Origin of the sequence: Streptomyces varsoviensis (assembly GCF_000718635.1) — a bacterium.
Classification (GTDB): Bacteria; Actinomycetota; Actinomycetes; order Streptomycetales; family Streptomycetaceae; genus Streptomyces; species Streptomyces varsoviensis.
The window spans coordinates 15,223-38,068 of sequence record NZ_JOBF01000039.1; the positions used below are offsets into that span (position 1 = coordinate 15,223).

The 22,846-nt window shown below is 72.0% G+C and carries 22 protein-coding genes and 1 tRNA gene; 7 read left to right on the plus strand and 16 right to left on the minus strand.

Features of this window, described 5'->3' with window-relative positions; genetic code table 11:
* Positions 1-61: 61 nt before the first annotated feature.
* The 5 genes from IF55_RS34175 to IF55_RS34195 form a co-directional block, all read right to left on the minus strand.
* On the minus strand, positions 62-994 hold the full coding sequence (locus tag IF55_RS34175) for a LysR family transcriptional regulator (protein ID WP_030891883.1): 933 nt from the start codon (positions 992-994) through the stop codon (positions 62-64).
* Positions 994-1,458, minus strand: a complete 465-nt coding sequence (locus tag IF55_RS34180) for a MarR family transcriptional regulator (protein WP_048833024.1) — start codon at positions 1,456-1,458, stop codon at positions 994-996. The genes IF55_RS34175 and IF55_RS34180 overlap by 1 nt, the downstream gene beginning before the upstream one ends.
* Before the next feature lie 355 nt (positions 1,459-1,813).
* Positions 1,814-2,710, minus strand: a complete 897-nt coding sequence (locus IF55_RS34185) for a geranyl diphosphate 2-C-methyltransferase (protein ID WP_048833026.1) — start codon at positions 2,708-2,710, stop codon at positions 1,814-1,816.
* A 3-nt stretch (positions 2,711-2,713) separates the two neighbouring features.
* Positions 2,714-4,054 (minus strand): family 2 encapsulin nanocompartment cargo protein terpene cyclase, encoded by a 1,341-nt coding sequence (locus IF55_RS34190; protein WP_078645740.1) that lies wholly within the window; start codon positions 4,052-4,054, stop codon positions 2,714-2,716.
* Positions 4,055-4,280: 226 nt separating this feature from the next.
* Entirely contained in the window at positions 4,281-5,693 is a 1,413-nt protein-coding gene (locus tag IF55_RS34195) for a family 2B encapsulin nanocompartment shell protein (RefSeq protein ID WP_030891870.1), read from the minus strand.
* Positions 5,694-6,165: 472 nt separating this feature from the next.
* On the opposite strand from IF55_RS34195, the gene abc-f reads away from it, so the two are divergent.
* Complete coding sequence (gene abc-f / locus IF55_RS34200) at positions 6,166-7,800, plus strand: ribosomal protection-like ABC-F family protein (RefSeq protein ID WP_030891867.1); 1,635 nt, start codon at positions 6,166-6,168, stop codon at positions 7,798-7,800.
* Here abc-f and IF55_RS40230 read toward each other — a convergent pair.
* Complete coding sequence (locus IF55_RS40230; RefSeq protein ID WP_211270082.1) at positions 7,772-8,215, minus strand: hypothetical protein; 444 nt, start codon at positions 8,213-8,215, stop codon at positions 7,772-7,774. The genes abc-f and IF55_RS40230 overlap by 29 nt on opposite strands.
* 232 nt (positions 8,216-8,447) lie before the next feature.
* Between IF55_RS40230 and IF55_RS34210 the strand changes: the two genes are divergently transcribed.
* Both IF55_RS34210 and IF55_RS34215 read left to right on the plus strand, forming a co-directional pair.
* Positions 8,448-9,356: a zinc-binding dehydrogenase gene (locus IF55_RS34210; protein ID WP_030891861.1), complete on the plus strand. Its 909-nt coding sequence runs from the start codon at positions 8,448-8,450 to the stop codon at positions 9,354-9,356.
* A 23-nt stretch (positions 9,357-9,379) separates the two neighbouring features.
* Positions 9,380-10,297 carry an AraC family transcriptional regulator gene (locus IF55_RS34215; RefSeq protein WP_030891858.1) on the plus strand — a complete coding sequence of 306 codons (918 nt, stop codon included), beginning with the start codon at positions 9,380-9,382 and terminating at the stop codon, positions 10,295-10,297.
* A gap of 267 nt (positions 10,298-10,564) precedes the next feature.
* Here IF55_RS34215 and IF55_RS34220 read toward each other — a convergent pair whose 3' ends face one another.
* Together IF55_RS34220 and IF55_RS34225 are read right to left on the minus strand one after the other, a co-directional pair.
* Positions 10,565-10,981, minus strand: coding sequence for a hypothetical protein (locus IF55_RS34220; protein ID WP_030891855.1), 417 nt, complete (start codon positions 10,979-10,981; stop codon positions 10,565-10,567).
* 2 nt (positions 10,982-10,983) lie between these two features.
* On the minus strand, positions 10,984-12,033 hold the full coding sequence (locus tag IF55_RS34225; RefSeq protein WP_030891853.1) for a DUF6192 family protein: 1,050 nt from the start codon (positions 12,031-12,033) through the stop codon (positions 10,984-10,986).
* A gap of 461 nt (positions 12,034-12,494) precedes the next feature.
* On the opposite strand from IF55_RS34225, the gene IF55_RS34230 reads away from it, so the two are divergent.
* Positions 12,495-12,980, plus strand: a complete 486-nt coding sequence (locus tag IF55_RS34230) for a hypothetical protein (protein WP_030891851.1) — start codon at positions 12,495-12,497, stop codon at positions 12,978-12,980.
* Positions 12,981-13,190: 210 nt separating this feature from the next.
* Here the strand turns inward: IF55_RS34230 and IF55_RS34235 are convergent, their stop codons facing one another.
* Positions 13,191-13,508: a helix-turn-helix domain-containing protein gene (locus tag IF55_RS34235; RefSeq protein ID WP_051776242.1), complete on the minus strand. Its 318-nt coding sequence runs from the start codon at positions 13,506-13,508 to the stop codon at positions 13,191-13,193.
* 72 nt (positions 13,509-13,580) lie between these two features.
* Between IF55_RS34235 and IF55_RS34240 the strand changes: the two genes are divergently transcribed.
* Complete coding sequence (locus IF55_RS34240) at positions 13,581-14,510, plus strand: hypothetical protein (RefSeq protein WP_030891848.1); 930 nt, start codon at positions 13,581-13,583, stop codon at positions 14,508-14,510.
* Positions 14,507-16,342, plus strand: a complete 1,836-nt coding sequence (locus IF55_RS34245) for a hypothetical protein (RefSeq protein ID WP_030891845.1) — start codon at positions 14,507-14,509, stop codon at positions 16,340-16,342. The genes IF55_RS34240 and IF55_RS34245 overlap by 4 nt, the downstream gene beginning before the upstream one ends.
* Before the next feature lie 236 nt (positions 16,343-16,578).
* Here IF55_RS34245 and IF55_RS34250 read toward each other — a convergent pair.
* The 7 genes from IF55_RS34250 to galU all read right to left on the minus strand — a co-directional run bounded on the left by IF55_RS34250 (position 16,579) and on the right by galU (position 22,070).
* Positions 16,579-16,652: transfer RNA gene (locus IF55_RS34250), tRNA-Ala, on the minus strand.
* A 93-nt stretch (positions 16,653-16,745) separates the two neighbouring features.
* Entirely contained in the window at positions 16,746-17,885 is a 1,140-nt protein-coding gene (gene sepX / locus IF55_RS34255; RefSeq protein WP_030891842.1) for a divisome protein SepX/GlpR, read from the minus strand.
* 151 nt (positions 17,886-18,036) lie between these two features.
* A complete protein-coding gene (locus IF55_RS34260) occupies positions 18,037-18,660 on the minus strand; it encodes a GNAT family N-acetyltransferase (RefSeq protein ID WP_030891840.1) in 624 nt (207 codons plus the stop codon).
* Positions 18,657-19,139 (minus strand): MogA/MoaB family molybdenum cofactor biosynthesis protein, encoded by a 483-nt coding sequence (locus IF55_RS34265; RefSeq protein WP_030891837.1) that lies wholly within the window; start codon positions 19,137-19,139, stop codon positions 18,657-18,659. The genes IF55_RS34260 and IF55_RS34265 overlap by 4 nt, the downstream gene beginning before the upstream one ends.
* Before the next feature lie 26 nt (positions 19,140-19,165).
* Positions 19,166-19,693, minus strand: a complete 528-nt coding sequence (gene moaC, locus IF55_RS34270) for a cyclic pyranopterin monophosphate synthase MoaC (protein ID WP_030891835.1) — start codon at positions 19,691-19,693, stop codon at positions 19,166-19,168.
* A 75-nt stretch (positions 19,694-19,768) separates the two neighbouring features.
* Positions 19,769-21,052 carry a molybdotransferase-like divisome protein Glp gene (glp, locus tag IF55_RS34275; RefSeq protein ID WP_030891833.1) on the minus strand — a complete coding sequence of 428 codons (1,284 nt, stop codon included), beginning with the start codon at positions 21,050-21,052 and terminating at the stop codon, positions 19,769-19,771.
* A 115-nt stretch (positions 21,053-21,167) separates the two neighbouring features.
* Entirely contained in the window at positions 21,168-22,070 is a 903-nt protein-coding gene (galU, locus tag IF55_RS34280; RefSeq protein ID WP_030891831.1) for a UTP--glucose-1-phosphate uridylyltransferase GalU, read from the minus strand.
* A gap of 82 nt (positions 22,071-22,152) precedes the next feature.
* Between galU and IF55_RS34285 the strand changes: the two genes are divergently transcribed.
* Complete coding sequence (locus IF55_RS34285) at positions 22,153-22,752, plus strand: 5-formyltetrahydrofolate cyclo-ligase (protein ID WP_030891828.1); 600 nt, start codon at positions 22,153-22,155, stop codon at positions 22,750-22,752.
* Positions 22,753-22,846: the final 94 nt, after the last annotated feature.

Consider the following 22,846-nt stretch of genomic DNA (forward strand, 5'->3'; position numbering starts at 1 on the left):
CGGGCCCCCGGTCAGTCGCCCCGGCGCTCAAGCACTCGGGCACGCGGACACCCGGGCCCCGTCACCTCACCCGGTGCTCGGACGGCAGCGGCTGCTCGAAGACCTCGTCCAGGGACAGCCCCGTGGCCGCGTTCATGAAGGCGCGGGCCACCACCGAGCCGGGGGTCGCGGCGTGTATCGCGACGGAGACCTGGGCGCTGGCGTCCGGATCGACCAGCCGCACGGCCCGCGTCCGGCCGCTCACCGGCATCGCGCGCATCCAGGTGTGCGGCACGATGCTCGCCCACTCGCCGACGCCGACGGTCGCGTAGAGGGAGGCCACCGAGTCCGTCTCCAACTGCGGCGTCACCACGACCCCGTTGTCCGCGAACACGCCGTCGATGAGCTGCCGGACCCGCATGTCCGGGGTGAGCAGGGCGAGCGGCAACTGCGCCGCCTCGGCCCACGTCATGGTGTGGGTCTGGGGCGTCAACTGCTCCTCGGAGGCCAGCAGCACGTACCGCTCCCGGTAGAGCGGCAGCACCTGAAGGCCCTCGCGGTCGCCGGGCCCGAAGTGCGCGATGGCGGCGTCGAGTTCGAACTCGCGCAGTTGCCGGTGCAGCTCCTTCGCCGACAGCCGCGAGCTGACCTGCACCTTGGCCAGCGGGTGCGCCGCCCGGAACGCGGCCACCGGGAGCGCCAGGGTCGTCGACGCCGTGGGGTCCGTGCCCAGCCGCAGCGTCCCCGTGATCCCCGACTGCACGGCGGCGACCTCCGCCTTGAACGCGTCCTGCTCGGCGAGGATGCGCTTCGCCCACACCACGAGCCGCTCGCCCTCGGGGGTGAGGCCCTCGTAGTTGTGCCCCCGGTTGATCAGGGTGACGTTCAGCTCGCGCTCCAGCTTGGCGATGGCCGCCGACAGCGCGGGCTGCGAGACGAAACAGGACTCGGCCGCGCGGGCGAAGTGCCGCTCCTTGGCCACCGCCACGAAGTACTCAAGCTGCCGGAACAGCATCAGCGTCTCCCCTCCCGCGTCGGCCTCTCCCCGGCGCAGCCCCCGCCGCCGCCGTCGCCGCCCCCGGCGTCGCCGTCGCGCGCCTCCGCTTCGAGAAGGCGGGTGAAGATCCGGGTGAGCTGGTCGAGGTCGTCGTCGCAGAGGCGGGCGACGGCCGGCGGCGGACGCAGCAGGATGGCGTCGATGGCCGCGATGGCCCGGTGCCCGGCGGGCGTGAGCGTGACCAGCTTCCGCCGCCGGTCATCCGGGTGCGGCCGGCGCTCGACCAGGTCGTGGGCCTCCAGCTTGTCGACGATGAGGGTCGTGTACGGGGCGTCGATGCCGTTCATCTCCGCGATCCCGCTGAGCGTCCGCGGGCCGTCGCGGAGCTGGAGCAGCACCTTGCCCCGGCCGCCGCCGAGCCGGAACCCGAGCGCCTTGGCCAGCTCGCCCCGGCGGCTGTGCGACTCCACGAACCGCTGCATGAGCGCCCACGCCTGCCGCCCGGCCTCGGTGGCCCCGGCCGCTTCGGGCGACCCAGGCGACTCCGACGACTCAGGCGACTCTGGTGATTCCGGCGGCTCTGGTGATTCCGACGATTCCGACGAGGTGGCTGTCATCGGTCGTCTCTCCCGTGTCCCTCAGCACCGCGGCGCCCCGAAGCCCCACGTCATGTGCGCGACGCCCAGCACGTCGCACCTCCCACGCTACCGTCCGGCCGCGGCGTCCGACGTGCCGCGGCCGGGTCCGGGCGCGACCGCGCCGGGCGGCCGTGACACACGGCGGGCCGGACCCGTCGGGGTGACGGACCCGGCCATGGGCAGCGGTGCGGCGAAGAGCTCAGACCCGGTCGGCCGCGATCAGGAGGTACTGGAAGGACCCGTCCCGGTACGCGTTGATGAACGCCTCCTCCACGCCCGTGACCAGGGAGGACGTGGCACGCAGCTCCCAGTAGGGCAGCGTGGCGGCCGTCAGGTCGACGACGCTCTGCGGCACGAGGCGGTTGTCGGCCATGGCGCGCATGTACTCGCGGCGGGAGTGGATGTTGCACTCGAAGTGCGCGTTGATCTGGGAGACCCACTTCGAGGGCTGGCCGTAGCGCGGGTTCCAGCAGCCCGTGATCGTCACGTACCGCCCGCCCGTCTCCAGAATCCGGGAGTGCTCGGCGAAGAGGTCGTGCAGGTCGACGTACATGGTCGACTCGTTGTTCCACGAGGCGCTGACCTGCCCCGTGCCGAAGGGCATGTCGAGCATGTTGCACACGCGGGCCTGTACGCGGCCGTCGATGCGCAGCTCGCGGGCGCGCCGGTTGGCGAAGTCGGCCTGCTTGGCCGAGAGGGTGACGCCCTCGACGTAGCAACCGAACCGCCGGTGGGCCATCACCATCGAACCGCCCCGGCCGCAGCCGGCGTCGACGAGCGTGGCCTCGCCCCCGACGGGGCCGAGGTGGTCCATGAGGACTTCGGCCTGGGCCGACTCCAGCCGGTGCAGCTCGGCGATCAGCTTCTTCTCGTACGCGCTGTCGGCGCTGTCCCCGAGGGCGGCGTGGTCGACATCGCCGATGCCGTAGTGGTGGTGGTAGAGGCCGTCGACGTCGCCGAGGCGCAGGTTCACGGGCCTGGCCTCCTGGTCCCAGTAGCGGGCGATGTCCCCCTGGTAGGGCGAGGCCGGGGAGGGGACGAACGCGGTGGTGCGCTGGGCGGTGGTCTGCTCGATGCTCGTCACGCGGGTATCCATTCCTTACCAGAAGTCGGGCAGGGTGTAGCGGTAGGTGTTGGAGCGGTGCCAGTAGTGGTTGCCGTCGACCCAGACGGCCACGCCGCGCAGGAACCGCACCACGCTCGGCGCGGGGCAGGCGGCGGCCAGCGCGGCGGCCTCGGCCTCGAAGGCGCGCATGAGGCCGTTGTGGACCTCGACCGCCTTGAGGTAGGCGTCCCGCTCGGAGAGGTTCTCGCGCCGCGCGAGCACCACGGGCAGGTTGAGATGGGTGCCCGGGCTCTTGAGCTCCTTGGTGTACGAGTACAGGTCGTTGACGATCGTGGTCGCGTTCCCGGCGAGCGCGATGACGCGCTGCATGGCCGGCTGCGCGTGCAGGTCCGCCGGGAGTTCGTAGCCGCCGACGGTGTCGGTGATCGTGGGGCAGGGGCGGAAGTTGTTGAACTGCCGCATCGCCAGGTACTCCCACACCTCGGGCACGTGGCCCGTCTGCGCCCAGGCGGCCTCCGCCAGGTAGCCCATGTGCAGCCGCGCCATGTCGTGCCGGAACCGGTCGGCCTGGGAGGCGGTGGACTGCCGGAGGAAGTAGTCCATGGCGGAGCGGTACGCGCGCCGAGGGGCGTCCGACTGGAGCGAGGCCGCCCACTCCCCCTCGTACTCCGGCGTGGTGTGCAGCGGGTCGAGCGCCGTGTGGGCCAGCAGGAGGCGGCTGCCGAGGCCGATGGGCGAGCCGCCGTGGTCCTCGCAGTAGCAGTCGTCGACCGCGTTCTCGGCGACCATCAGCCGGGTGGCGATCATGAGGTGGTCGATGGTGGGGGCGTCCGGGTGGCAGGCGACCATGTACCGGCCGACGGAGAAGCCGTCGAACTGGTCCTCCCACTCCGGCGGCACCGCCCGCACCTCGTCCACGGCCCACGCCCTGATCCTGCGGCCGACCTCCTCGACGCGCAGCGGATCGGGCTCCGGTACGGGGTGGTGGTAGAGGCCCGGCACCGGGTCGCCCGCCGCCGGCGCCCCCTCGCGCGCCGCCCCGGCCTCGTACGCCGCGGGCTCCTCGCAGCGAGCCGCGCCACGGGCCGGGGGGACGAGCCGCAGCCCCGCCGTGCCCAGGCCGCTGGGCCCGCCCAGCAGCCGCTCCCGGCCGGGGAGCGACGGCGGCACCACGCCCTCCGGGCCGCCGTCGGGCGCGGCCGCGTCCGGAGGTACGGGCACGGGCACTGGCGTCACCGACAGGGAAGGCGGCCCCGGGAGCGGGGGCCGGACGGCCTGGGCGCCGCCGTCGACAGGGGGAGGGGGCGGGACGCCGGGACCGGCCGCGCGGGCGGGCGGCCTCGGCGGAGGAAGGGGGACCCCAGGAACGGGCATCCGTGGCTCCTTGGTGAAGCTCGTCGCAGCTTGATGAAGCGTGATGACGCTTGATGAAGCGTGATGACGCTCGATGAGGTGGTGGACGGCCCCGGTGGAGGACTCCGCTGGAGGGCCCCGGCGGAGGGCCCGGCCCCGGGCGCGCTCGCCCGGGGCTCCGGGCCGTCATCGAGGTCGTACGGGCCCGTCGGCCGCGCCCGCCGGCCGTGTCCGTCAGTCGCGTCCGTCAGTCGCGGCCGCGGAGGATCTGCACGTTCTCCAGTACGCCGAGCGCGTCGGGCACCAGGATGGCGGTGGAGTAGTAGGCGCTGACCAGGTACGAGATGATCGCCTGCTCGCTGATGCCCATGAAGCGCACCGACAGTCCCGGCTCGTACTCGTCCGGCAGGCCCGTCTGGTGCAGCCCGACGACGCCCTGGTTGTCCTCGCCCGTGCGCATGGCGATGATCGAGCTGGTCCCCTCCGCGCTGACGGGGATCTTGTTGCAGGGCAGGATCGGCACCCCGCGCCAGGCCGGGACCTGCTGCCCGCCGAGATCGACGTGGGTCGGGTAGAGCCCGCGGGCGTTGAACTCCCGGCCGATCGCCGCGATCGCCTTGGGGTGGGCGAGGAAGACCTTGGTGCCGCGCCGGCGGCTGAGCAGTTCGTCGAGGTCGTCGGGGGTGGGCGGGCCGGAGTGGGGCTGGATCCGCTGCTTGAAGTCGGCGTTGTGCAGCAGGCCGAACTCCGGGTTGTTGACCATCTCGTGCTCCTGGCGCTCGCGCAGCGCCTCGATGGTGAGCCGGAGCTGTTCCTCGGTCTGGTTCATCGGCTCGTTGTAGAGGTCGGCGACCCGGGTGTGGACGCGCAGGACGGTCTGCGCGACGGAGAGTTCGTACTCGCGCGGCTTGAGTTCGTAGTCGACGAAGGTGCTCGGCAGCCCCACCTCGCCGGTGTGCCCGGCGGACAGGGCGATCTCCGCCTCGCCGTGACGATTCTGCGGACGGTCGGCCCGCGCGCGGAACTCCGCGATGTGCGCCTGGAGATGCGGCGCTCCGGCCAGTACGGCGGCGAACTCGGCGCGGGAGAGGGTGAGCAGGGTGCCGGAGGTCTCGGCGGTGGCCGTGTGGTCCCACCGGGCGTCCTCGTCGAGGAGGGCGCTGTCGCCGAACCGGTCGCCGTCGGCGAGCACCGCGACACGCGCCTCGTCGTCGTACTCGCCGGCGGCGGTCAGCCGGATCCGGCCGTGGGCGATGAGATGGATCTGCTCGGCGGCGGCGCCGCGCTCGGCCAGCACCTCTCCGGCGCGGAAGTCGCGCCGCACGCACCGGTCGGCGATCGCCGTCAGCACCTCGACGTCCTCGAAGCCGCGCAGCAGGGCCAGTTCGCCGAGTTCGCGGGGGATCACCCGGACGTCGGCGCCGTCCTGGACGAACTCGATCCGCCCGTCGCCGACGGTGTAGCTCAGCCGCCGGTTGACCCGGTACGTGCCGCCCCGGACCTCCACCCAGGGCAGCGCGCGCAGCAGCCACCGGGAGGTGATCCCCTGCATCTGCGGGACGGTCTTGGTCGTGGTGGCGAGATTGCGGGCGGCCTCGGTGCTCAGGCTGGACTGCCGGGGCATGTCCAGTCGGGATTCCGAGCCGGTCTCAGTGGACATCGTGCGGGCTCTCCTTCATGGGAGTGATCACGGCCGTACGCACGGCACGGGCCGGGGCCGAAGCGCAGGTGGCGAGGGGCCCGGAGAACGCGTGCCGGTGCCGGGAACCGTAGTGGCCGCCGCTCCCGGCCCGCCGGGAGAGCCCGAGGGATTACCTCGATGCAGTGATGTTGGCTGGCAAATTGTTTATCCGAATAGGTGACGTTTTTCGGCCGCTCGACACGGCCCGGCCGGGCCCCCGCCGCGTCCGCCCCCGCGCACCCTGCTGTTACGCTGCCGGGGACTTCGCCCGTACATCGAGGAGCCCAGACATGGTGGTGGACGACGACATCTCCGGGTGATACCCGGACCCGACAGGCCACCGGCCGGTGCGCGGAAGCGCCGCCGAGGTGGCCTCGCCGTCGTCCCCTCTTCCCCAGCCTGCCGCCGGGGCGGAAGTGTCTCCCCCGGCCCTCCCCACGAGGTCACCACCATGTCCGACGCCCGCGTCGTCTGCTCCAACCTGTCCTTCTCCTGGCCCGACGACACCCCTCTCTTCCAGGGCCTGTCCTTCACCGTCGGCGCCGGCCGCACCGGGCTCGTCGCGCCCAACGGCACCGGCAAGAGCACCCTGCTGAAACTCATCGCCGGCGAACTGCGGCCCAGTGCCGGGTCGGTCTCCGTGACCGGAACCCTCGGCTACCTCCCGCAGGCCCTGCCCCTGACCGGTGACCTCACGGTCGCCGAGGTGCTGGGCGTCGCCGCGATCATCCGGGCCATCGACGCCGTGGAGTCCGGGGACGTCGACGAGCGACACTTCTCGGCCATCGGCGACGACTGGGACATCGAGGAGCGCACCCGCGCCCAGCTCGACCGCCTCGGCCTCGCCGCCCTGACCCTGGACCGCCGCCTCGACACCCTCAGCGGCGGCCAGATCGTCTCCCTCGGCCTCGCCGCCCAGTTGCTCAAGCGGCCCGACGTCCTGCTGCTCGACGAGCCCACCAACAACCTCGACCGGGACGCCCGGCTCAAGCTCTACGCCGCCCTGGACGACTTCACCGGCTGCCTGCTCCTGGTCAGCCACGACCGGGCGCTGCTCGACCGCATGACTCGCATCGCCGAACTCGACCGTGGCGAACTGCGCCTCTACGGCGGCGACTTCACCGCGTACGAGGAGGCCGTACGGGCCGAGCGGGAGGTCGCCGAGAAGAACGTACGCAACGCGGAGCAGGAGCTGAAGCGCGAGAAGCGGGAGCTGCGGCAGGCCCGCGAGCGCGCCGAACGCCGCCAGAGCAACGCCGCCCGCAATCTGAAGAGCGCGGGGCTGCCCCGCATCTTCGCGGGCAACATGAAGCGCGGCGCGCAGGAGTCCGCGGGCCGCGCCGGCCAGGTGCACGCCGGCCGGGTCGGCGAGGCGCAGGCCCGGCTGGACGAGGCCGGGCGCGCGCTGCGCGAGGAGCAGCGCATCACGCTCGACCTGCCGGAGACCGATGTGCCGGCCGGCCGCAATCTGTTCCTCGGCGAACACCTCCGCGTCCGCCTCGGCGACACCGACATCTTCCCCGGCCAGGGCGTCGACCTGACCGTACGGGGCCCGGAGCGCATCGCCCTGACCGGCCCCAACGGCGCCGGCAAGAGCACCCTGCTGCGGCTCGTCAGCGGCGACCTGACCCCGCACGGCGGCGAGATCAAGCGGGCCGAGGGCCGCGTCGCCTACCTCTCACAACGCCTCGACCTGCTGGACCCGGACCGTACGGTCGCCGAGAACTTCACCGCCTACGCCCCCGAGCGGCCGGAAGCGGACCGGATGAACCTGCTCGCCCGCTTCCTCTTCCGCGGCCCCCGCGCCCACCTCCCCGTCCGTGCCCTCTCCGGCGGCGAACGCCTGCGCGCCACCCTCGCCTGCGTCCTGTGCGCCGACCCGGCCCCCCACCTGCTCCTCCTCGACGAACCCACCAACAACCTCGACCTCACCAGCACGGCCCAGCTCGAAAGCGCCCTCGCCTCCTACCAAGGAGCCATCCTCGTCGTCAGCCACGACACCCGCTTCCTCCAACACCTCCACATCACCCGCTGGCTCCACCTCACCCCCGGCACCCTCACAGAAACGGCCCCTCCGGAGCTGTAACCCCCGCCCGGCCCGCTTCGGAACCCTGATCACCGTCGCGGAGCGGCACGGGCGCCGGTTTCCGCTCCGTGTCGCTCCGGTAGGCGTCCAGGAGGCGGAAGAACTCCTCGACGGGGGTGGACCCCTCGGGGGTGTTGCGCTCGATGTCCGCCGCCCAACCGAGCGGGCTGGTGCCGCCGAGGCGTGTGCCGAGCCACTGGCTGAAGGCTCCGTCGTGCCAGAAGTCGCAGGGATCGTCGATGGAGTGCACACCGAGCGCCACCTGATAGCCGATCAGCATGGTCTGCAGCTCGCGAAGTGAGCCGCCGGACAGCCACACACCGGGCCGGAGACGGATCTGATCCAGGAAGTCGTACACGTCCGTGCAGTCCTGCCAGTGCTTGGCAGTGAGCCTCGGGCTCTCTTCGATCGGCATGGTCCGACTCTACGGCGTGGCCGAGTGGCGGCATCCGTGGCAGCGGGGCGGGTGCCAGGCGATCGCAGGCGGTCGCTCTGGCACAGATCGTCAACTGATCGGTTCTCACGGGGCTGGTCGCCGTGCTGGGCGTCCGTAGGGTTTCAAGGGGGTGGGAGCGCGGGGTTCGCGCGCTCCGTCCCGTTGCCGCGCCGAGTGTTCCGGCGCATCCGCGAGAGAGGGAAAGTCACCCATGCGCGCCCTTGTGGTGGATCACGGCGAGGCCGGGCCCGTCCGGTTCGCCGATGTCGATGAGCCTGTGCCGTCCGGCGACGAGGCGCTGGTCGAGATACGGCATATCGGTCTGAACTTCGGGGAGTTGAATTACCTGCATCTGTGGCCTGCCAGCGCGGTGCACGGTCACGACGCGGCCGGCGTCGTGGTGCGCGCCGCGTCGGACGGTTCGGGGCCGCCGGAGGGTACGCGCGTGGCGCTGGGCATGTCAGCTCACGCGTGGGCGGAGCGGGTGGCGGTCAATACCGCCTCGCTCGGCACCGTTCCCGAGGGTGTGGAGCTGGCCGACGGTGCCGCGCTGGGGATCGCCGGGGCCACCGCGCTGCGGGTGCTGCGCAAGCGTTCCCTGCTGGCGCGCGAGGTGCTGATCACCGGGGCCAGCGGTGGCGTGGGCCACTTCGCCGTCCAGTTGGCGGCGTTGGCGGGCGCCCGGGTGACGGCGCTCGTGGGGTCCCCGGAGCGGACCGCCGGGCTCCGCGAACTCGGGGCCGACGAGGTCCTGACCGATCTGCCCGGGACCGAGCGCCGGTTCGATCTCGTCCTGGACACGGTCGGCGGGCCGCTGCTGGCCCAGGCGTGGGACTCCCTCGCCGAGGGCGGCACGATCCACGTGGTCGGCTACTCCTCGGGGGAGGAGACCACGTTCCCGTCCGGGACCCTGTTCGGCTTCGGCGAGCCCCGCACCATCGAGACCTACGGCGACAGGTCGCCGATCAGCGAGGAGCTGACGGACCTCCTGGGCCTGGTGGCCGCCGGGAAGCTCGCGGTCCCGGTCGGGCTGCGAGGCGACTGGCGGGACGTGGGCGACGCCGTCCGGGCGCTGTTCGCGCGCCAGGTGCACGGAAAGATCGTTCTCGACGTGGCCTGACGCCCGTCGGCGAGGATGGGGCGATGGACGTATTCGCGGAGGCCCTGCGCGTATCGGGGGCGCGAGGGTCGCTCGGGGTCGTGCTGAAGGCCGGCGGAACCTGGGGCCTGTGGCTGGAGTCCGCTCCGGGAGCGGCCCTGCACGTGGTCTCCCGCGGCACGATGTGGCTCCACGTCCCGGGCGAGAAGCCCCTGGAGGTGCGGGAAGGAGACGCCGTCCTGCTGGCTCCGGGCACAGCCCATGGGATAGCCGGCGGGCCAAGTACGACGATGCGCCTCTGTGACCGGAAGGCGACGGACCGAGCCCTCGCCGACGGCAGCCCCCTGCACCTGGGCTCGACCCCGCCTCAGACGGAAGTGCTCCTCCTGCGCTACGAGCAGGACCCGGAGGTCAGTACGCCGGTACTCACCTCCCTCGCCGGGCCCATGCACGTCACGAGCCGGGAGAACGCACAGCTCAGAAAGACCGTGGAGCTTCTCACCGCGGAGCTCGCGCGGCCGCAGATCGGCACCACCGCCGCCGTCAACAGCATCGTCGACCTGCTGCTCATCCAGTTCGTACGGGTCTGGCTGGCCCGCAACCCGCAGCAGCCGACCGGCTCCTGGCTGGGCGCGATGCGCGACCCGGTCGTACGCGACGCCCTGGCGAATGTCCACGCGCGCCCCGAACACCCCTGGACCACCGCGTCCCTGGCGGCCGCGACGGCGGTCTCCCGGACGACCCTGTCCCGGCGCTTCCGGTCCGCCCTCGGGCAGCCGCCGGGCGCGTATGTGACGCAGTGGCGCCTGGACCTGGCGTCCGTCCGGCTCCGCGACACCGACGAGCCGGTCGAGTCGATCTCCGGCGCGGTCGGCTACGCCTCCCCGCACGCCTTCAGCCGCGCCTTCCGCCGCGCCCGAGGCATCCCCCCGGGCGAATACCGCTCCCGCCTCCGCGAGTAATCGCGAAACAGCGATCACCGGTCGGCGCCCGGCCATCCCCGGAAACGCAAAGACCCCCGAAACGCCCAAGATCCCGAAACGCCAAGACCCTGAAACGCCAAGATCCCGCCCGATCAATCAGATCGGACGGGATCTTGGCAACCATCCCTGAGCGGACTCAAGAACAGTCATTGCGGTGGGGCGTTCACGAGTACACCCGGCCTGGGGTGATGGCTCCGGTGGGAGATCGTTTCCCGTCTGCCGGGTGATCGTTTCCCGGAGAGTGGGTCAGCGGGGCCAGGGGCCTGCGGCGATCTCCAGGTTGGATTCGATCGCTTTCACTTGGGCAGTGAGGTATTCGGCCCAGTCGCTTTTGGGGAAGAGGCGGAGGTGGGGGCCGAGGGTGCCGGAGAGCATCCGGCGGAACTGGGTGAGCCGTTCGCCGATCCAGACCCGTTCCCAGCGTTCGAGTTCGGTCTCACCTGCGCAGAAGTGGTAGCCGGCCTCGCGGGTCCAGATCGCGGGTGGCCATCCTTTTTCGGCGCAGAGGTCTCTGAGGGCTGCCAGGGCCCGGCGAGTCTGCCAGAGGCTCAGGTTGCATTCTGTCATCAGCTCGATGATCGTCAGTCCGGCTGGGGACACCTTGAGCAGGGCGGTGCGGATGAGTTCGGCGTTCCGCTCCGCGGTGGGGGAGCGTTTGGGCATGGTTACTCGCCTCGCAGGAGGCGGGTGAGTTCGTCGTCCATGGTGACCTCGCCGGTGGCCGCGGCGGTCTCGATCCAGTCGAGGGTGGCGCGGACGCGGGCGATGTTCTGGGCGAGGACGGTCTGTTCGTGGTCACTCAGGTGCCGGTCTCGGAGTTGCGGGACCTTCTTCTCGCAGGTGGTGACGAACTTGTGGCAGGCCGAGACGAGGTCGAGGAACTCCTGGGTTCGTTCGATCTTCCGTACGGTCTGGCCGATGGGGTCTTCGCGGCGGAAGGCCTCTGCTTGTTGGCGGGAGCGGTCGGTCTGGGCCTTGTTGACCATGTGCCGGGCGGTGTCGTCGGCAACGACGCGGGCTGCGACCTCGGGACGCCTGAGCATGTCGGAGGCCACCTGCGCGGCGACGTTCTCGTCGTCGGTGAGTTCGTGGACGATCTCGGCCTTGTGCTGAACGGTCTGGGCCTTGTTGACCATGCGGCGGGCGTGGTCGTCTGTCATGACCTTCTTGGCGACGGCGGGCCGGCGCAGGACGTCGGCGGCGATCTGGGCTGCTACTTCGTCATCCTGGGCGAGGTCATGGACGGCAGTGACCTTCTGCGGGACGGTGACCGGCCTTTGCGGTTTGTTGCCGACCCGGAGCTTGGCCAGGTCGCTGGTCCAGCGGCGGTATCCCACGTGCGGATCAAGGGGAGGGTCATTGATGGCCTCGAAGCGCTCCGCGTCGTCGGGCAGGTAGGCCAGGATCTGGTGGACCCTGAACGAGATGCCGTCGCGTCGCTGGCAGGCAGGCCAGCGGTGCGCTGTGAAGCGGTATGCCTTGATCGTGTTGAACGAGAGCCCGATGTCGTTCGCGTAGGTCTGGAGCGAGGCGTAGACGCCGGGCTCCTCACTGTCGGCGGGACGCGACCCGCCTGGCTTTCGAACCGGCTCGATCTCCAGTGCGTGGTCGCCGATGGTGAACATGTCTGCACTCATGCGGCTGACCCGGTCGCGGTCGCCCGCGAGAATCTGCTCGTAGCGTTCCCGGCTGACGTGGCCTATGCCCTCGGACATGGCGTCATCGTCCCCTTCGGGCCGGGCCCCGGCGGCGGGGCTGCCGGTGACGTACCCGGCCTGTCGCGGGCAGCTTCTGCCTACGGTGAGATCGAACTCCAGGGCTGACCGCAAAAGGCGGTTGTTGTCCGGACGGCGGCCAGACGCTCGTGCGCCGAGCCATGATCCGGCCGGTTGACCATGCTGTTTCTTTCCGTCCGGCAGGGGCATCGGCACGCGGATCAGCTGGGACGCATGACAAGGGTGCCGACTCGGCTCCTGAGTGCCGCCGCCTGCACGGTCCGGATCCGAGTTGTCGCAGGATGACCCAGAGCAGACATTTGGCAGCCCTGTGTGGTCAGTTGGGGGCATTGGCTGGCGTCTGCGGTGACCATGGCCAGACTGCTCCTACGGTGGGCGAGGCTCCGGCCGGGCCGGGGCCAAGGAAGCACACCGGCGAGGTTGCGTGCGGGAGGCAGGAGATGACGATGCCGCCGTTCTTTGAGCGTCTGGACCGGGAAGAGGCTGTCGTACGCGGCGAGCTTGCCGCCCTGCGGGAGAAGACCGCAGGGCTGGAGGAGCGGCTCGCCCGGCTGGTCATCACCCGGGAGACGGCCCTGTCGCTGATGGGTGACCAGACCGTGGATGCCGCCACGGGGACCACCCTCGCAACGGTTCCGGCCGGCCCTGCGGGGAGCGATGCCGCCGCCCGTTCGGGGCCGCTGGAGCTGGAGTTGGCCCGGGAGCGGATTCTGGTGCTGCTGGCTGGCGCCAACCAGGCACTGAAGGTGCAGGACATCGGGGAGGCGATCGGCGAGTCGCCGGACCGGGTGGAGACGACCCGGGCCCGCCTGAAGAAGATGGCGGCCGAAGGGCTGGTGAGTGAGGTGTCGCCGGCCTGGTTCGCCATCACGCCTGCCGCCCACCAGGCGCGCAGGCAGAGCACGGAGGAAGACGGAACAGCCTGACAAAGGACCGAGGCGGCCGCGACGCGGCTGTCCTCGTGGTCGAAGGGGCACCGCCGAGGGGTGAGCTCGACGGTGCCGGTTGCGTGAGCTCCAGTCGAACGGCGGCTCGCGCGCTTCGAGCGTAGTAGTTGCGCTTCCCGCTCGAAACGCAGAGCCGCGAACTCCCCCTTCCTGACGATGAGTTGGTCAGGTCAGGGCGGGAATCGAGGCTCAATGTCTCCTCGTGCGGTCGTCCATCGTGCGCGGCGGCCACAGTCGGCTGCCGGTGAAGTCGGCGAGGCGGGCGACGGTCGCCACATCGGGCCAGGAGTGTCCGGCAAGCAGGTCGGCGATGGCCTGCCGGTTGACGCCGGAGCCGACCGCGGCCGCGCGCAGACTCAGGTCCCGCTCGCGGAGCACGGCGGCGAGGGCGCGGGCGATCTGCCGGACGGCTTCGGCGCCGGGGTCGCAGCTGGGCTGTTCGGGCCAGGCTTTCGGATCACGGGTGAGTTGCCGCGGGGGGCGTGCGCGGGCGCGTCCGCCGACCATGTGCGCACCGTCCTGTCGATAGAAGTCGATCAGCTGTGGAATGGCTGCTTGTCCAGCCGGTATGCATGGACCGTGGTCCTTGATCCCGAAACGTCCGCGAAGATCACCCACTACCGGCCCAGAAACCCGCCCGCAGCCTGGGGCGAGGTCGCGCCGCTGGTGCGCTCCGTGGTCGCCGCGACGGTCACGGCAGTCCCTTACGACGTGGAACGCCTGCTGCACATCACCGGCCGCCTCGCCTTGTGGGCGGAGGCGGCGGGGCTGGAGCGGGATCCGGACGCGTGGCTGCGCAACGAGGTCATCGACGCGTTCGTCCTCTCCCTCGCCGCCGGGATCGAGGCGTCCACGGTCCGCACCTACCGGACGTGGCTGCTGCGGGTACGCGACGCGCTGGCCTTCAGCAAACGCGGAGAGGCGGCGCCGGCCCGGCTGCACGCCAACGCCAATCCTCACCAGCCCTACACACAAGCCGAGTTGGCCAGGCTGCGGCACTGGGCGGCACATCTGCCGCGCCAGCAGCGCACCGATGGACTCGCCCTGCTGGGACTCGCCGCGGGCTGCGGGCTGACACCGCGCGAGGTGGCAGGCAGCCGTGGCGGCGATCTCGCCCGGCCCCGCCCCGGCGGCCCACTGCTGCACACCGGAGCGAGCCGGCTCGTGCCGCTGGTGGCCCGCGCCGTCTGGGACCCGGTCCTGGACGAACTCGCACGGGCCGCAGGCAACAGTTACCTGTTCCGGCCCCGCCGTTCGGTCGCCTACGCCAAGAACCTCATCGGCTCGTGGTCCCTGCTCCACCGTCCGCCCCACCCCCTGCCCGCAGTATCGGCCGGGCGGCTGCGGGCGACGTGGATCGTGGAACTGATGGCCGCGCGCATCGACCACGACCTGATCGCCAAGGCCGCGGGTCTCGCCTCGGCCGCCTCCCTGTCCCGCTACCAGCACCACGTTCCCCCGCTCGACGACGCCACCGCGATGCGGCTGCTGCGCGGGCCGGACCCATGACCCTGCCCCGCGCCTGGCGGAATGCACAGAAGGTGCGGGGCTGCCGTCCCCGGCCCGTCACCGACGCCCCGCCGGTGATCCCGGACTCGAAGGTCGGCCAGCTTGATGCACTGCTGCACGATTCGGGCATCCTGCCTCTGATCGACAAGGAGCTTCAGGGCCGCCCCGGCCCGGACGGCCTCCCGGTGCGCACCGTGCTGGTGGGCCTGCTGCTGGCCCTGCACTACGGCCACGGCGCGAACCTCGCCGACGCCTTTAGGATCCTGGCCGACCACCTGCGGCCCACCGCCCGCTCCTGGCTCGGCGTCCCCGACCTCACCAGCGCCGGCACACACGCACGGCTCGCGTTCTCCCGCCGCATCTACCGCGCCTTCGACCGGCTGACCACCGCCCTGGACCCGCACCGCGGCGAGCGCCGCCGGCGCCTGCCCACAGCCGAAGCCGCCGTCATCGCCGCGGCCTGGGAAGACGACGATCCCGAACACGTCCGCCGCCGGGCCCTGCTGCAGGAAATCAGCGACCGCCTGGTCCTGGTCACCGTCCAACTCGCCCACCGGCGCGGCCTGTTCACCGGATGGCCCGGCGACATCGGCGCCGACACCACCCCCATCCCGTCCTGGCACCACCCGCCCAGCCGCCGCCGCGAACTCGCCTCCGTCGACCTCACCGCGGGCTGGCACTACTGCGGCGGCGCCGAAGAAGGCATCTTCGGACACTCCGCCACCCTCCTCGTCGCCGCCAGCCGGCGTCACCCCGACGGCGTCCGGCAGGCCGGTGAACGCGTCAGCCGCCACCCCCAGCTCGCCCTCGGCCTGGCCCTGGACACCCCCGGCAAACGCGTCGGCCCGAACGCCGTGCACGCCCTGACCCGGCTCGCCGCCCACGGCCTCCAACTGCCCGCCGGACTGCTGGCCGCCGACCGCGCCTACACCGACCAGCTTCCCGCCCACTTCGCAGTCCCCGCCCGCCGCCTGGGCTACCAGCTCGTCCTCGACTACAAACAGGAACACCGCGGCCTGCAGGGCTCCACCGCCTCCGGCGCTCTCCTCGTCGACGGCTCCCTCGCCTGCCCCGCGATGCCAGACGCCCTCGTCCACGCCACCACGAACCTGGACGACAAAGCCGTACGCGAAGCCAGCGAAGACGAACCGCTCACCCAACTGATCACGGCCCGCACCCCGTTCTTCCTCAAACGCAAACAGAACCCCGACCAGCACGGCACGATCCGTCTGCAGTGCCCGGCCGCCGGGCCTTCGCCCTCGGTCTCCTGCTCGCGCTTCCACCAGGTCCACCAGATCGCCGCCGCCCGGCCGGTCACCGTCGACCTCACCAACCCGCGTGCCACCACCGCGCACACCGCGGCCAAGCCCACCGTCCCCATCCCCACGGCCGAACGGCTGCGGCCCCCGGCTCCGGAACAGCTGCCGAAGATCTGCCGACGACCGACCCTCACCCTCCGCCCCGGCGGCCTCGGGAAGATCGACAAGTTCCGCCAGGACCGCCACTACCTCCAGCCGCCCTGGCAGGACGCCTACCGGCCCGCCCGGGCCAATATCGAGGGACTGAACGGCAGAGCAAAGTCCCACGGCGTCAACATCGCCGACCCAGCCCGACGACTCGCCCACGGCCGCGTCGCCCAGACCATCCTCCTCGCCCTGATGATCTTCACGATCAACCTCGACATCCTGCACAGCTGGACACAGACCAGCACACCCGCCGCCGACAACGAGTTCACCGAGGAGAACAGCAGGAGCGACGGACAACGGCCACCCATCCCGTCGGCCTCCGGGATTCCACCGCCTGCCGGCACCCGCACCACCCAGGCAACCTGACACCACCGCACCACGACACAGGCCCCGGCCTGCCTCGCGGCGCCCTCGCTCCGTCTCCCGCACCGAATCACCACCGATTCCCCGGCGACGCCCCCACCAGTGACCACCCGTGACGCCCCGCGCATTCGGATACCGCATCGAACACAACCCGGAAACCACGAAGATCCCGCCCGATCTTCTGATCGGACGGGATCTCGTCAACTACTCCCGAGCTAACTCAAGAACAGTCATTGCGGTGGACCTGTGGGGATTTGAACCCCAGACCCCCTCGATGCGAACGAGGTGCGCTACCAGACTGCGCCACAGGCCCTTGCAACGAGTGAAACTCTAGCACCCCGATCGGGCTACGCGGAAATCCGCTCCCCTCCTGGCCAGCGGCGGGACGCCAGGAGGGGGGCGCGCCTCACTCGTTGGCGGCGCGGGGGCGGTCCTCGTCGGCGTACTGGTCGAAGAGGGGGGTGCGGCCGCGGTCGCGGGTGCGGCGGCGGGAGCGGGAGGGGCGCTGCGGTTCGGCGGCGGCGGGCTGCTCCTCGGGCTGCGCCTCCGGGGCCGGCTCGGCGGGGCCGGAGCGGGCGGAGCTCCAGGTGTCCGGGGCGCCGAGGTCGACGCTGCCGCCGGCCCGCGGGGCGACCGGCGCGGTGACGTACGTGGGCAGCGGTACGGGCACGGGCTCCCAGCTCTCGCCCGCGCCGCCCCGGCCGCGGTCGCGCTGCTGGTCCACCCACTCGGCGTGGTCGGTCTGCTCCACGAGGGCGCGCCGCCCCGCCGCGTGCGCGGAGGGTGCGGGCGCCGCGGGGGCGTCCGGTTCGGTCCGGGGCTGGGCGGCGGGGTCAGCCGGGGCGTCGGCGACGGTGGGCGACTCCGCCGCCGGCCGAGGGTGTGGGCGGCCCTCTCGCAGCCGCTGGGCGGCGAGTTCGGCGCGGCGCTGGTCCATGGTGAAGGCGAACCGCCGCCGCTCCTGGACCCGCAGGTAGACGATGTAGGCGCTGAGCAGCACGGCCGGTACGGCCGGGGCCCACAGGAAGGCGAGGCCGCCGACGCCCGCAACGACCGCGCCGAGCGTGAAGCAGAGGAACAAGACCACGGTGGTGCGCCGGCGGCGCGCGAGGACCTTCGAGCGCCGGGCGCGCTCCGCGGCCGTGGGCGCCGGCGCGGCCGCGGCAGCGGCGGGCGCGGGGGCGGAACCGGACGCGGGGGCCGAACCAACCACGGAAGCCGGACCGGACGCGGGCGTACCGAAGGACCGGACGTCGACCTTGTCGGTCGCGGCGTCCGGCACGGACGCGCTCCGCTCGGCGGCGGGGGGCCCGGTGGAGTCCCCCGCGTCGTCGGAGGCGCTGCCCTCCAGGTCCGTCAGGTCCTTCTGGTCCTTGGCGTACCGGCGCTCCATCCCCGCCCGGCCGGACAGCAGCCGGATGGCGGTGGAGAAGCGTTCCGTCGGACGGGCTTCATTCAGCTCGTCCTGCCTACGGAGCCACATCGGCACCAAGTAGGCGGCCCAGGCCCCGACGATGACTGCGTAGATGAGGCCGCTGCTGCTCACGCTTCACACCGTAGAGGGGCATGCGCAAGCGCATCCGCCAATTGGCTCGGTGTGTCGCACGATCTGGCCGATATCTCGAACTTTTTTTGTGATTGTTTGGTTCGACACCTCGCGAATGCGGTCATTTGGCAACCGAATTCGAACACTTATTTTATTTCTGCGAGGCGTTGGGCCGTACCCGATGCCACCGGGCCAGCAGCCCCTCCGGCACCTCCTCGGCCGTCAGCACATAGACCAGATGGTCGCGCCAGCCCCCGTCGATATGGAGGTAGCGCGGCCGCAGCCCCTCCTCCCGGAAGCCCAGCTTCTCCACGACCCGGCGGCTCGGGCCGTTCTCCGGCCGGATGCATACCTCGATACGGTGCAGCCCAACCGTCCGGAAGCAGTGGTCGACCGCGAGGGCGACGGCCGTCGGCATGACGCCGCGGCCGGCCACGGCCTCGTCCACCCAGTAGCCGACATGGCCGGAACACATCGATCCCCAGGTGATCCCCGCCACAGTCAACTGCCCGGCCAGCCGCCCCTGGTACTCGATGACGAACGGCAGCATGCGCCCCGCGTGCGCCTCGGCGCGCAGATGGCGCACCATCTGCCGGTACGTCGGCCGGTGGATCACCGGCCCGCCGGGGGGCGGCGGCGGGATGGTGGCCTCCCAGGGGCGCAGCCACTCGCGGTTGCGCCGGTTGACCTCCCGCCACGCCCGCTGGTCCCGCAGCCTTATGGGCCGCAGTGACGTATCGCCGTCCGCCAGCTCGACCGGCCAGGAGGCGTTCAGTTGGAGCTCCCCGAGGGTCTGGGATGGTCCCCGCCGCGGATCTGGTCGACGGCGTGCACCAAGAGCCGCCCCAGCACGGCCAGGCCGTCCCGGACGCCGCCCGTGGACCCCGGGAGGTTGATGACGAGCGTCGTCCCCGCGACGCCGGCCAGGCCCCGCGAGAGGGCGGCCGTGGGGACCTTCGCCAGCCCCTCCGCCCGGATGGCCTCGGGGATGCCGGGGATCTCGTAGTCCAGGACGCGGCGGGTCATGTCGGGGGTGCGGTCCATGGGCGAGATGCCCGTGCCGCCCGTGGTCACCACCACGTCGTACGAGGCGGCCACCGCCTCCCGCAGCGCCGCCTCGACGGGGTCCCCGTCGGGCACCACTCGCACCTCGCCGACCTCGAAGCCGAGCGCGGCCAGCCCCTCGGCGAGCAGCGGGCCGCCCCGGTCCGGATAGACGCCGGCGGCCGCCCGGTTCGAGGCGGTGACGACCATCGCGCGGTACGCCGCCGCGCCCCCGCTCACGCCGCGCCGCCTTCCCGGCCGGCGCGGGTCCAGGTGCCGGACTTGCCGCCGCTCTTCTCCTCGACCCGTACGTCCGAGATGACGGCCCCCTTGTCGACGGCCTTCACCATGTCGATCACGGTGAGCGCGGCGACGGTGACAGCGGTCAGCGCCTCCATCTCGACGCCCGTACGGTCGGTGGTCCTGACCGTGGCGGCGATCTCGACGGCGTCGTCGGCGACCGTGAGGTCGACCCGCACCCCCGAGACCGCCAGCGGATGGCAGAGCGGGATCAGCTCGGGGGTGCGCTTGGCGCCCATGATGCCCGCGATACGGGCCGTGGCGAGCGCGTCGCCCTTGGGGACGCCCTCGCCGCGCAGCAGCTCCACGACGCGTGGCGCGACCAGCACGCGGCCGGTGGCGCGGGCCGTACGGGCCGTGACGTCCTTGGCGGAGACGTCGACCATACGGGCCGCGCCGGCCTCGTCGAGGTGGGTGAGGCGGGGCGGGGCGCCGGGGGCGCCGTCGCCCCCGGGGGTGGCCATCGGGTCCTGCGCGCTGCTCATCGTTCTCCCGGTCCGGTCCTTTTGGGCAGATACCGTACCGGCCGAAGCCTCCGGTCAGTCGAGGAGGACCACGTCGACCTCGGCGCCCGGCTCGACGGACGTGGCGTCCTCGGGGACGACGATCAGGGCGTCGGCATCGGCCAGCCCCTTGACCAGGTGCGAACTGGAGCCGCCGACGGTGGTCACCGCGCCCGCCTCGGCGTTGTAGCGGCCGCGCAGGAACTGGCGCCTGCCCTTCGGGGAAGCGTCCACGCCGTCCACGCACACGGCCCGCACCGTGGTGCGGTCCACCGGTTCGAGGCCCATCAGGGCACGGACCACGGGCCGTACGAACAGCTCGAAGGAGACGTACGAGCTGACCGGGTTGCCCGGCAGGGCGAGCAGCGGGGTCCGGGACGGCCCGCCGTCGCCGTCGCCGATGAACCCGAAGCCCTGGGGCTTTCCGGGCTGCATGGCGAGCTTGCGGAAATCGACGCTCCCCTCGTCGCCGCCCAGCCCGGCGAGGGTCTCCTTGACGACGTCGTACGCGCCGACGCTGACGCCGCCGCTGGTGACGATGGCGTCGGCGCGGATGAGCTGGTCCTCGATGGTGGAGCGCAGCGTCTCGGCGTCGTCGCTCACGGCGCCGACCCGGTAGGCGATGGCCCCGGCGTCACGGGCGCAGGCGGTGAGCATGAAGCTGTTGGAGTCGTGGATCTGGCCGGGGGCCAACTGCTCGCCCGGCTGGATCAGTTCGCTGCCGGTCGACATGACGACCACCCGGGGGCGCGGGCGGACCCGCACGGTGGCCCGGCCGATCGCGGCCAGCAGTCCGATCTGGGCGGGGCCCAGGACCGTACCGGCGCACAGCGCGAGGTCGCCCGCCGCGACGTCGCTGCCCCGGGCGCGGACATGGGCGCGGGCGGCGGCCGGGCGGTGCACCCGGACCTCGCCCGCGGCGCCCTCGGGGGCGGCGCTGTGCGCGGCCATCGTGTCGGCCGGGCCGCCGCCCGTGCCGCCGTCGGTCCATTCGACGGGGACGACGGTCTCGGCGCCGGGCGGCAGCGGGGCGCCCGTCATGATGCGGGCGGCCTCGCCGGGGCCGATCTCCGGGAGGGTGCCGCTGCCCGCCGCGATGTCGCCGACCACGGTCAGCACCGCCGGGAACTCCTCGCTCGCGCCCGCGACATCGGCGACCCGCACGGCATAGCCGTCCATCGAGCTGTTGTCGAAGGGCGGCAGGGCGGCGGGGACGGTGACGTCCTCGACCAGGACGCAGCCCTGGGCGTCGAGCAGTTGCAGCTCGATCGGCTCCAGCGGGCGGATTCTGGCGAGGATGTCCGCGAGGTGCTCGTCCACCGACCAGACCCGGTCCGGGGCGGCTGGGGCGCCGGCCGGCGCGCGGCCCCCGCCCTGCTCGCTGCCCCGGTCACTGCCCTGCTCGGCGGCCTTGTCGGCGGTGCTGGTCAAAGTGCTACATCTCCTCGGTGACGTAACTGCGGAGCCAGGCCCGGAAGTCCGGTCCCAGGTCTTCACGTTCGCATGCCAGTCTGACAATGGCACGCAGATAGTCACCACGGTCCCCGGTGTCATAGCGGCGGCCCTTGAAGACCACGCCGTGCACCGGGCCGCCGAGATCGGGGTAGGCGGCGAGGTCCTGGAGGGCGTCGGTGAGCTGGATCTCCCCGCCGCGGCCCGGCTCGGTGCGGCGCAGCACCTCGAAGACGGCCGGGTCGAGGACGTAGCGGCCGATGACGGCGTAGTTGCTGGGCGCCTCGTCGGCGGCGGGCTTCTCGACCAGGCCGGTGACCTGGACCACGTCCTCCTCGCCGCCCGGCTTCACGGCGGCGCAGCCGTAGAGGTGGACCTGGGCGGGGTCGACCTCCATGAGGGCGATGACGCTGCCGCCGTGCTGCTCGCGCACCTCGATCATGCGGGCGAGCAGCGGGTCGCGGGCGTCGATCAGGTCGTCGCCGAGGAGCACCGCGAAGGGCTCGCTGCCCACGTGCGGCGCCGCGCACAGCACGGCGTGGCCGAGGCCCCGGGGGTCACCCTGGCGGACATAGTGCATGGTCGCCAGATCGCTGGATTCCTGCACCCGGGCGAGGCGCGACTCGTCGCCCTTGCGCCGCAGGGCTTCTTCGAGCTCGTAATTCCGGTCGAAATGATCTTCCAGAGGGCGTTTATTCCGCCCGGTCACCATAAGAACATCGGACAGTCCGGCGGTGACCGCTTCTTCCACCACGTACTGGATCGCCGGCTTGTCCACGACCGGAAGCATTTCCTTGGGCGTGGCCTTGGTGGCCGGCAGAAAGCGGGTTCCGAGGCCGGCGGCGGGGATGACAGCCTTGGTGATCCTGGAGTGCGAGGGAGTCATGGCCCAAACCATATCGGCTGACATTGCGGGGAGAGATGATGGTCCGGTGAATATGAACTGAGAGAGCGGAATTGTGTGCACAGTGACCAAATATGAAGGTAGTAAAGGCGAGTTGCGACGGGCCCTACTCGCGGTGAGGGCCGGGTTGACGGCGGATGACGTGACGGCGGCGGGCGAGGCGCTCGCCCGGCACGCCCTGGAATTGCCGGAGCTCACGGGGGCCCGCACCGTCGCCGCGTACGTGTCGGTGGGGAGCGAGCCGGGCACCCGCCCGCTGCTGGAGGCGCTGCGCGCCCGGGGCGTGCGCGTGCTGCTGCCCGTACTGCTTCCGGACAACGACCTGGACTGGGCGGAGTACACGGGCCCGGACGGGCTCGTACGGGCCCGCCGGGGGCTGCTGGAGCCGGCCGGCGGGCGGCTGGGGCCCGACGCGGTCACCGGGGCCGACGCGGTGCTGCTGCCGGGCCTCGCGGTGGACGGCCGCGGCATGCGGCTCGGGCGCGGCGGCGGCTCGTACGACCGGGTGCTCGCCCGGCTGGCGCGGGCGGGCGCCGATCCGGCGCTGGTGGCGCTCCTCTACGACGACGAGGTGGTCGCGCGGGTCCCGGACGAACCGCACGACCACCTCGTGCACGCGGCGGTGACCCCGTCGGCCGCCCGCCGTTTCACCGCCGTCCGCTAGGGCGCTTCTGATGGCTCTTGGATGGTGTCGCGGAGCCAGATGACGATTGCGGTGCAGGTGAGGGTGCCGTTGTAGATGTAGTCGCGTTTGTCGT

Bases quoted from the DNA above. Each gene is read 5' to 3' on its own strand.
- IF55_RS34265 (WP_030891837.1), bottom strand. From the start codon at position 19,139: ATGGTCGTCACCGCCTCGAACCGGGCGGCCGCCGGCGTCTATCCGGAC.
- IF55_RS40230 (WP_211270082.1), bottom strand. From the start codon at position 8,215: ATGCCGATCGAAGAGAGCCCGAGGCTCACTGCCAAGCACTGGCAGGAC.
- IF55_RS34245 (WP_030891845.1), top strand. From the start codon at position 14,507: ATGACCCTGCCCCGCGCCTGGCGGAATGCACAGAAGGTGCGGGGCTGC.
- IF55_RS34175 (WP_030891883.1), bottom strand. From the start codon at position 994: ATGCTGTTCCGGCAGCTTGAGTACTTCGTGGCGGTGGCCAAGGAGCGG.
- IF55_RS34195 (WP_030891870.1), bottom strand. From the start codon at position 5,693: ATGTCCACTGAGACCGGCTCGGAATCCCGACTGGACATGCCCCGGCAG.
- IF55_RS34190 (WP_078645740.1), bottom strand. From the start codon at position 4,054: ATGCCCGTTCCTGGGGTCCCCCTTCCTCCGCCGAGGCCGCCCGCCCGC.
- galU (WP_030891831.1), bottom strand. From the start codon at position 22,070: ATGACTCCCTCGCACTCCAGGATCACCAAGGCTGTCATCCCCGCCGCC.
- IF55_RS34180 (WP_048833024.1), bottom strand. From the start codon at position 1,458: ATGCAGCGGTTCGTGGAGTCGCACAGCCGCCGGGGCGAGCTGGCCAAG.
- IF55_RS34230 (WP_030891851.1), top strand. From the start codon at position 12,495: ATGACGATGCCGCCGTTCTTTGAGCGTCTGGACCGGGAAGAGGCTGTC.
- IF55_RS34185 (WP_048833026.1), bottom strand. From the start codon at position 2,710: ATGGATACCCGCGTGACGAGCATCGAGCAGACCACCGCCCAGCGCACC.
- IF55_RS34220 (WP_030891855.1), bottom strand. From the start codon at position 10,981: ATGCCCAAACGCTCCCCCACCGCGGAGCGGAACGCCGAACTCATCCGC.
- IF55_RS34235 (WP_051776242.1), bottom strand. From the start codon at position 13,508: ATGGTCGGCGGACGCGCCCGCGCACGCCCCCCGCGGCAACTCACCCGT.
- IF55_RS34210 (WP_030891861.1), top strand. From the start codon at position 8,448: ATGCGCGCCCTTGTGGTGGATCACGGCGAGGCCGGGCCCGTCCGGTTC.
- abc-f (WP_030891867.1), top strand. From the start codon at position 6,166: ATGTCCGACGCCCGCGTCGTCTGCTCCAACCTGTCCTTCTCCTGGCCC.
- IF55_RS34215 (WP_030891858.1), top strand. From the start codon at position 9,380: ATGGACGTATTCGCGGAGGCCCTGCGCGTATCGGGGGCGCGAGGGTCG.
- moaC (WP_030891835.1), bottom strand. From the start codon at position 19,693: ATGGCCACCCCCGGGGGCGACGGCGCCCCCGGCGCCCCGCCCCGCCTC.
- IF55_RS34225 (WP_030891853.1), bottom strand. From the start codon at position 12,033: ATGTCCGAGGGCATAGGCCACGTCAGCCGGGAACGCTACGAGCAGATT.